Raw genomic sequence first — 8,910 nt, forward strand, 5'->3', positions numbered from 1 at the left:
GCGGGCGGCGCGGTACTCGCTGCGGCGCGGTATCGCCACCGAGACCTACCGCACCGGGGAACTCCCGCTGCGTGTCATGCGCGCTGGGCGGTTGGAAGGACGGCTCCGCCACGCTGCTCGGCTACATCGAGAACTGGATCAGCAGCCTTGATCACTGATCGCTGCGGCTTGAAGCGTGCGCGCTGCAGCGATGCGATGGCCAGTAACATCCGCCGGTCGCCGTAGCGGCGGCCTGTCCGGCTGCTGCAGGCGTCCATCGTGAATGCATTCGGGGAGCAGGTCGAGATTCGTCAGCTCGGCGTCGTTGACACCGGTCCGGCGGCGCTCAACGCGGTAGTAGCAGCGACGGCCGATAATGCGGCAGTGACTTTGCGCATCGGTAAACCGTGGTGGATAACGGGTGTGGTGGCCGGGCTTGGCGTGTTGGCGGTGGCCGTGGCACTAGCGCGAGCCGGCCTGGAGGATGCCGATCGCTGGTCCAGCGTGATCAGCATGTTCCTCGGCACCGCCGGGCTGGCGCTGAGCGTCTACAGCACAGTCAAGGCACGCGGCGATGTACCTGGTAATAAGGACCGGGTGCACAACACGGTCACCGACACCTCGGTGCGGGGGCCCGCCTTGCTTGGCCGGGACGTGCACATCGCGGGCGCTCGCCCGGCGTCCGCGACGCAGAGCCCGTCGGAGGTGCGCAATCATGTGCGGGGCGGCACCTTTCACGGACCGTTGATCATGGGGCGGGACATCGAGGACATCACGCTGCCGCCCACCTCCACCGGTGAGCGTCACATTTCGGGAGCCGCGGAGTGATCTTTGATCGGGTGTCGAACAAGATCACCGGAGGAGTGTTCCTCGGTACGGTAATCATGGGGAGGGACATCTCGGTGACCCTGCCAGCCGAAATCCGGCCAGCCCTGACCGGGTTGCCGCCGGCCTCACCCGTGTTTATTGGGCGTGAGCAAGTCACCGACGCTCTTCGTGAGGGGTTGAGGCACACGCCCTCTGGCGTCCAGTCGGTGTCGGTCGTCGCGGGAATGGCCGGGGTCGGCAAGACGGAGCTGGTGCTGTATACCGCGCACCAGGCGGTCGCGGACGGTTGGTTCCCCGGCGGAGTGCTCTTCGTCGACATGTTCGGCTACGACCCCGATCGCCGGGTGAGCGCCGCAGAGGCTCTGGCCGGGTGGCTGACAGCGTTAGGGATTCCGGGTGAGCGTCTTCCGGGGGACGTGAGTGGGCTGTCCCTGCTCTGGCGCAGCGTTTTGGACGCCTACACCACCCAGGACCGCCGGCTGTTGCTGATCATCGACAACGTGGACAGCGAAGAGCAGGTCCGTCCGCTGCTGCCCAGCGACGGCAGCATCCCGATGCTGGTGACCTCCCGGCACACGCTCGACCTGGACGCCCGGTTGCATGATCTGGACATCCTGGGCCAGGACGCGTCCACCGACCTGCTGGCCGAAGTGATCAGCGCCCGTCTCGGACCTGGCGATCCCCGCGTTCGCGAAGGCGGCCGGGAAGTGTTGACAGAACTCGCCGACCTGTGCGCCGGACTGCCGCTCGCCTTGCGCATCGTTGCGGCGTTGCTCGTCGACCGGCGCGAACTGCAACCCCGGAGGCTGGCCGACCGGCTGCGCGACGACCAGCGTCGCCTGTCCGGGCTGACCCGCCAGCAGATAGCCGTGCGTACGGCATTCGAACTGTCCTACCGGCATCTCACCGCTGCACAAGCGCGTCTGTTCCGGCTGCTCCCGATCAACCCGGGGGCCGACATCGCTACTCTCACCGCCGCCCACCTCGCTGAGCATCCCGAACATCGGGCCGCGGAACTACTCGCCGACCTGCATCGGGCACACCTGGTGACCGAGCCGGCGCCGGAACGCTGGAGCATGCACGACCTGCTCCGCCTGCACGCCGCAGAACATCAACACACCGGGGACGCCGACGAGACTGGTCCTGCACGGGAACGGCTGTATCGCTACTACCACGGGTCTGTCGCCGCGGCGAATACCCACCTAAGCCCGACAGAGATGGCCGAGTCGCGCACCTTCGCCAGCCGCGACGACGCCCTGACCTGGTTGGACAGCGAACACACAAATCTCATGGCGGTGGCAGCACACGCCCCGGATCACCGGATGCCCGAGGTGACCATCGACCTCGCCATGCTCCTTGGCGAATACCTGAGCCTGCGTCACTACTCCCTTGAATGGATCACGCTCGCCACCCGGGCCATCGAGCTCAGTCAGCGCATCGGGGAGCGGTCCAGCGAAGCGATCGCGTCGAACAACTTGAGCTATGCGCTCTACCAGGCCGACGAGTTCGCTGCTGCCGCAGCTGCCGCAGCTCATGCTCAGCGACTCTTCCAACAGCTTGGCGAACAGAAGAATGAGGCCGCGGCCTGGAACCATCTCGGGCTCGCGTTCACCAAACTACAGCGCTTCGAGGAAGCCGCCGAGGCTTTCGGAAGCAGCCTTGGCCTGTTGGAAGGAGCCGGCGACCTGCAGCAGATCGGGCGGGTATGGAGCGACTTCGGCATCGTCATGCTCTTGACCCAGCGCCTCGACAAAGCGATCGAGATGAGCACCGACGCCCGCGACATCCTCCGGGTGGCCGGCGACAAACACGGTGAAGCCAAGGCGTCGGGCAACCTCGGAGATGCCCTTGCCGGAAACCGGCAGCCAGACGAAGCCGTAAAAGCGCAGGCACACGCTTGCCGTCTCTTCCAGGAGCTGGGAGATTCACACAGCGAAGCAGCCGCGTCGAGCAGTCTGAGTCTCGCGTTGGTCGAAGCCGGGCGCCCCGGCGAGGCAGCCGAGGCTGCCATCCGTGCACGGGACATCTTTCACAAGGTAGGTGAACGCCACGGTGAAGGACTCGCCTGGAACAATCTCGGCACCGCCCGGCACCGGCTGGGCCAGCACCGTGAGTCCCACGAGGCCTACAGCACTGCTCTGAAAATCTTCGAACAGCTTGGCGACCCACTCTCTCGTGCGCAGACCAAGGCCGGGCTCGGCCGCGCATTGTCCGGACTCGGCCGGTTCGACGAGGCCATCACGGCACATGCTGAGGCTGGCCAGCTCTTCAAGGTACTCGGCGACCGCTACGGCGAAGGGCAGGCGGGACGGGACCTCGGCATGGCCCTGTATGTTACGGGCCGAGTCGAAGACGCCATCCAGTTCCACCTTGGGGCGCTGGAGATCTTCGAAGACATCGGCGATCGGCAGCAGGAAGGTCGGACTGCGGGCAGTCTTTTCATCATCATGGATGAGGAGAAACGGCCGGGCGCCCGCTACTTCGGCGAACGCGCCATCAGCGCCTTGTCCGAGAGCGGCAGGCAGGATCTTGTAACCGAGATCCGGGAGCGTCTCAGTAGGGCGTCCTCGTGAACACCGGATGATCCGACCGGTTCTAATGTTGCGCGGCTACCTCCCGACAGGTGTTCTCGCCGGCGGGGTGAGCCGGTCAGAGCATCCGCCTAGGTCCTTCAGGAGAAGGTCGTGGCCTCTCTCTGCAATCTTCCCTGACTTTCCACTCCCGCTGGGCCTGTGGTCCAGGTCGCCCCGCCTCGGCGCAGGAACCGCAGGCCCGGCCGGCATCGTCAGCGGCGAACACACGATCGGGTGCTTCCTAAAACGGTCCCCGCCCGTGGTGTTGCCCGGACTTCGGCGGCGGCTGATCAGTTGTTGACCTCCGCGTGTCGCCACTGCGCCATGACGACCAGCACGCGCAGCCCCCACTCGGCCTCGTCGACGCCGTGGTCGACGATCAGGGTCTGCATGACCAGGTCCTCGTGGTCCTCATCGGTTGCCGGTGCGGAGTCGGCTGTCTGCTCGATGACGTCCCAGATCGTCGCATAGTCGTCTGGGTGGACTGTTATGCGTGCGCGACGCGCCTCTTGCAGGATCTGCTCGTCGCGATCACTGATTGCGGCGAAAGGTGGAATCCCGAAGTCGCTGTCATTGCCCAACGTCGGCCCTCACTTTCACGCTTGTCCCGGTCAACGCTAGGACGGCTTCGGCGTGACAAACCATGACGGCGTCGCGGGAGTCTCCGACAGCTTGTGGCGGTGTTCTGCCTGGCATCCGCGGGTGAGATGACCATGTCCTCTTACGCTCATCGCCATGTTGCTCGCGGTCGTCGATCCACTACCGATGTACTGCCGCGGGATCGCCACGGTGCTGTCCGCCGCGGGCCACATCGTGGAGCAGCCGGGTGAGCCGCTGGCGTGGGGCCGTCGGGACGACAGGATGATGCTGCTGACGCTGGACGCGGTATCGAGCTGGGATCTGCTTCACCAGCTGGGTTCGGCTGGCGACGGATGCCCGGTCATCGCGGTTCTGACCGACGATTCGGTGGCCGCGGGCTTGACGGCGGTGCGCGCGGGCGCGCAGTCCGTGGCCGCCCGGCAGATGGATGAGGCAACGCTGGTCGCGACCGTCGACGCCACACGCGCCGGGCAGGCCGTGGTGCCAGCTGAGGTGCTGGCTGCTCTGATCGGCGGCGCCGGTCCGGAGACCCGCCATCTGACCGCTGACCAGCAACGCTGGTTGCGTCAGCTGGCCGCCGGGATGACGGTGGCGCAGCTCGCGGACCGGGCTGGCTACTCGGAGAGAGCGATGTTCCGGTTGTTGCAGGCGTTGTACCGCCAGCTCGGCGTCCGCACCCGCATCGAGGCGGTCATCCGGGCCCAGCAGCAAGGCTGGCTGCTGCCGACCAGTGAGCAGCCGGGCGTCACCTGACCGGGGGCAGTACCGAGTCCGGGATCAGCGAGCTGAGTACCGGCTGCAGCCGGGCGCGGTCGGTCCTGGGCCCGGCCATCGTCGAGACCAGGAAGGCGAGGTAGCGGGCGTGGCCTTCGGCCGGGACTTGGCCGTCCTGCCGCAGGGCTCCGAACGCCTCCACCGCGCCGTCGATGGACGGGCCGCCGGGCTGCAGCGACAGCCCGCACAGCGCGAGGCCGACGAGTTCCCAGGCGGCGGCATCGTTGGGATCCTGCTCAATGCGCAGTTTCGCGTTGAGGAAGACTCGGTCGAACGCGTGACGGGCTTCAGCACGCCGTTTCATCCGGTGCAAGGCGACCGCGCGCAGCGCGGTCACCATCAGCGACCGTTCCGTGTCGCGATAGCGCTCGGCCAGGGTCGCTTCGCGCCGCGCGCGGTGCCACTGCTGCTTGCGCAGCCGTACGGTGCAGATCGTCAGGCGGGCCTGCAGCGCGGTGAACGCGTCGTGATGGCGCAGCGCCAGTTCCAGGGCCTGCCGGGCGTAGGTGAGCGCGTCGTCGTCATGCCCCTGGGCGAAGCGGACGTCGGCGAGAGCGTCGAGGCTGATCGCCCGCAGGGCGTCGTCGCGATGCCGTTCGGCGAGCGCACGGGCCTCGTCGACGACACGCTGAGCGGCGTCGGTCTGCTGCGTGTCGAGGTATAGGCGGGCAAGCCGGCCTGCCACCGAGACTCGTTGCGGAGACAGTTCCTCCGTGGCGTCGTAGGCCATCTGCATCGCGGTGACCGCATCGCCGAATCTGGCCTGCCGGCGGGCGCATCGTGCGAGGCCCTGCCACGCGCTGGCCTGTACGACCGGATCCTGCGGCGCTAGGTCGCGGGCTTGGGCGAACGCCTCGGCTGCGCTGCCGACTGTGCCCCGGGACCAGGAGATCCAGCCGAGGTGCAGCCGGGCCTTGGCTTCGATCGAGGCGATGCCACCACCCAGTTCCAGGACACTGCGAAAGTGTGTCTCCGCGCGGGAGAGGTCACCGGCTCGGTGGCTCAGATAGCCGAGGATGAGGTAGTTACGGGGCCGTAGGTCGAGGCGGATCCGCTCGGCGACCTGTTCCCGGCGTTCGTGCAGCCGCTGGTCGGGCCGACCGGTGTCGGCGCCACGGTCGATGGCGCGGATGGTGCGATACGCCGTGGTGTACGAGCCGGCACGCAGGTGTGCGTCCACCTCCGGGAAGAAGGCCACCGGGTCGATGTGCGGGGCTTGGCCGAGCCGCCGGCGCCGGTTCTTGAGCTGGTCGGCGGCGTAGAGCAGCAGCCACCTGATCCGGGCGGTTTCGTCCGGGGCGGTGTCGTCACCGCAGCGCAGGGCGCGTAGCGCCTCCTCGTGTGGCAGAAAGTACCGTCCGTCGACGCAGCGCACCACGTGACGGTTCAGCCGGTCGAGCTCGTCCTGGATGTCACCCGGATCGACCTTCTCGGCCTTTACGCTGTTGACCACGGCTGTGATCTCGTCGGCGTCCGCGGGGCAGGCGAACGCGGCGAGAGCCTCGTACACGCGCTTTCCCGCCGGGTTGAGCGCCGTCAGGAGCTGATCGAGCAGGCGGTCCCGGATGTGAGTGACGGTGTCATCGTCTTGCACCCAGCCGTGCACCTTCTGCTCAAGCTCCGACGCTGGTACCCCTTTCGCGGTGTCGGCGATCGCGTCGAAGATCTCTGCCAGCCGCAGCTGCCTGCCCAGGTTGCGCCACAACCGGCGCAACTGGTCGTCGCCGAGTGACGCAGCCATCCGGTGCGCGTTGCCCGGCCGTTCCAGCGCGATCGCCTTGAAGAAGTCGAACGGCAGCCCGAGTACCTTGATCGGCTTGCGGGGCAACCACTTCTCGTGCGTGCCGGCACTGCGGGGCTGGACCTTGGTCACCAGAATGATCTTCACGCGATGGCAGCGGGCCGTGGCTACCGCCTGGAACGCCTCGTCCAGCGCGAGATCCACCACATGACGGTCCTGGTCGAGTAGCAGCTCCGCGTTGTCCAGGACGATGATCGCCCGTTGTTTGCGATAGCGGGTCAGGGTCTTCTCCAGCCGGCCCAGCGTCGACTCGTCGAAGGGCGGGCCCCAGCTACCTGAATCATCGCCTCCGGCATCGAGGTCGCGCAGCAGAGTATGCGCCGAAGGGTGGTACGTCGTGGTCACCTCGTGTGGGTGAACGGTGAGCCTGAGCTTCGACTCCCACAGCACGCGGTTGACCAGCTGGGTTTTACCGACTCCTTCGTCACCGCTGACCACGATCACCCGGGTCCGCGGGCTGCGCAGAGCCCGGTGCAGCTGGGCGCGATTGTCGGCGCGATCCACCAGGTGCGGGCCGGAATCAGTTGTCGCCCGCACGGGGGTGCCGAGCGCCGGTATGGCGGCGCGAACGGGTTTCACCACGGTGGACACGGCGACCAGCGCTGCCACGATGCTGCCGAGCTTGTCGCCGACGTCCAGAAAGGCGTCCGAGGCGCTCCCGATGGTCTCCGGCAGTAGCTGCGCAACCCTCGACAACACGCCCGTCCACAGTGCCATCGCGATGATCAGACAGACGCTGCCGATGACAAGCCGTATCTTGTATCGCCTGGCCCAACCCACTCCGTCATCATGAGGTCACGGCGAGTGGCGCGGAATGGGCTTACCGGATGATGGCATCGATGGACATAGCTCGGCCCTGGTGCTCCACCTTTCGGCCAGTGGAGTCCCTGATAGTGGTGTAACGCGGTTGGCGTGATCGTCGGACAGTCCGTCCGGTATAGAGCGCGGCCATCGCGTGATCTTTCGAGTGAACGTCTCACGGAACTCTCGAAAGGGAATCATCGCGATGACCGCACCACACATCATCGACCCTGCCGGCCTGCTGAGCCAAGCGCTGACCGACGCGTCACCGGATCTGATGCGTCACCTGCTGTCCACGGTGATCAACTCGCTGCTGTCGGCCGAGGCCGACGCGGTCTGCGGCGCCGAATACGGTATGACCTCGCCGGAACGGGTCAACTCCCGCAACGGCTACCGGCACCGCGAGCTCGACACCCGCGTCGGCACCATCGACGTGGCCATCCCGAAACTGCGGTCCGGCACGTACTTCCCCGAATGGCTGCTCGAACGCCGCAAACGGGCCGAGGCCGCGCTGGTCAGCGTGGTCGCGACCTGCTACCTGCTCGGCGTCTCCACCCGGCGGATGGACAAACTCGTGCAATCGCTGGGGATCACCAGCCTGTCCAAGTCGCAGGTCTCGCGGATGGTCTGCGACCTCGACGCCCAAGTGCATGCGTTCCGCACTAGGCCGTTAGGCGACTCGGGACCGTTCACGTTCGTGGCGGCCGACGCGTTGACGATGAAGGTCCGTGAGCAGGGCCGGGTCGTCAACGCGGTCGTCCTCGTAGCGACCGGCGTCAACGCCGACGGCCACCGCGAGATCCTCGGCGTCAAAGTCGCCACCAGCGAAACCCGGCAGGCCTGGAACGCGTTCTTCGCCGACCTGGTCGCCCGCGGCCTGACCGGCGTGCTGCTGGTCACCAGTGACGCCCACGCCGGCCTGGTCGACGCGATCGCGGCGAACCTGCCCGGCGCCGGCTGGCAGAGATGCCGCACGCACTTCGCCGCGAACCTCTTGGCAGTGACCCCGAAGTCCGCGTGGCCAGCAGTCAAAACGATGCTGCACTCGGTCTACGACCAGCCCGACCCGGACTCGGTGCGCGCCCAGTTCAACAAACTCCTCGACTCCGTCGGCAGATCGTTGCCGAAGGTGGCCGCCTACCTCGACGACGCCCGCGCTGACCTGCTCGCCTTCACCAGCTTCCCGCAGCAGATTTGGCGTCAGATCTGGTCGAACAACCCCAACGAACGCTTGAACAAGGAGATCCGCCGCCGCACCGACGTCGTCGGGATCTTCCCCGACCGTGACGCCGTCATCCGCCTCGTCGGTGCCGTTCTGGCCGAACAACACGACGAATGGACCGAAGGCCGCCGCTACTTCGCGCTCGACGTCCTCGAACGCGCCCGCAAAGCCTCCACCAACATCCCGGACGGCGGCGCCGACCAGCCCGAACTGGAAACCACCGGAACCCTCTGACCAGCACAACTCGAAAGATCAGCCGTTACACCACTTCCCTCTGTGCCAAGATCATGAGAGGCAAGTTCTACTCTTGAAACGTTGAGCTGAGGGCGAGG

At 66.8% G+C, this 8,910-nt stretch carries 6 protein-coding genes; 4 read left to right on the plus strand and 2 right to left on the minus strand.

The window, feature by feature from the left end:
• Window positions 1-258: 258 nt before the first annotated feature.
• A complete protein-coding gene (locus Asi03nite_RS36855) occupies window positions 259-807 on the plus strand; it encodes a hypothetical protein (protein ID WP_203685155.1) in 549 nt (182 codons plus the stop codon).
• 11 nt (window positions 808-818) lie between these two features.
• Window positions 819-3,380 (plus strand): ATP-binding protein, encoded by a 2,562-nt coding sequence (locus Asi03nite_RS36860; RefSeq protein WP_203685156.1) that lies wholly within the window; start codon window positions 819-821, stop codon window positions 3,378-3,380.
• A 290-nt stretch (window positions 3,381-3,670) separates the two neighbouring features.
• On the opposite strand, the gene Asi03nite_RS36865 is transcribed toward Asi03nite_RS36860, so the two are convergent.
• Complete coding sequence (locus Asi03nite_RS36865) at window positions 3,671-3,961, minus strand: hypothetical protein (protein WP_203685157.1); 291 nt, start codon at window positions 3,959-3,961, stop codon at window positions 3,671-3,673.
• Between the two features lie 154 nt (window positions 3,962-4,115).
• Between Asi03nite_RS36865 and Asi03nite_RS36870 the strand changes: the two genes are divergently transcribed.
• Window positions 4,116-4,733, plus strand: a complete 618-nt coding sequence (locus Asi03nite_RS36870; RefSeq protein WP_203685158.1) for a response regulator transcription factor — start codon at window positions 4,116-4,118, stop codon at window positions 4,731-4,733.
• Here the strand turns inward: Asi03nite_RS36870 and Asi03nite_RS36875 are convergent.
• A complete protein-coding gene (locus Asi03nite_RS36875; protein WP_203685159.1) occupies window positions 4,726-7,272 on the minus strand; it encodes a tetratricopeptide repeat protein in 2,547 nt (848 codons plus the stop codon). The genes Asi03nite_RS36870 and Asi03nite_RS36875 overlap by 8 nt on opposite strands.
• Window positions 7,273-7,561: 289 nt before the next feature.
• On the opposite strand from Asi03nite_RS36875, the gene Asi03nite_RS36880 reads away from it, so the two are divergent.
• Window positions 7,562-8,812 carry an IS256 family transposase gene (locus Asi03nite_RS36880; protein ID WP_203685160.1) on the plus strand — a complete coding sequence of 417 codons (1,251 nt, stop codon included), beginning with the start codon at window positions 7,562-7,564 and terminating at the stop codon, window positions 8,810-8,812.
• The last annotated feature ends 98 nt before the right edge of the window (window positions 8,813-8,910 follow it).

This window comes from Actinoplanes siamensis, from assembly GCF_016862395.1.
GTDB lineage: Bacteria > Actinomycetota > Actinomycetes > Mycobacteriales > Micromonosporaceae > Actinoplanes > Actinoplanes siamensis.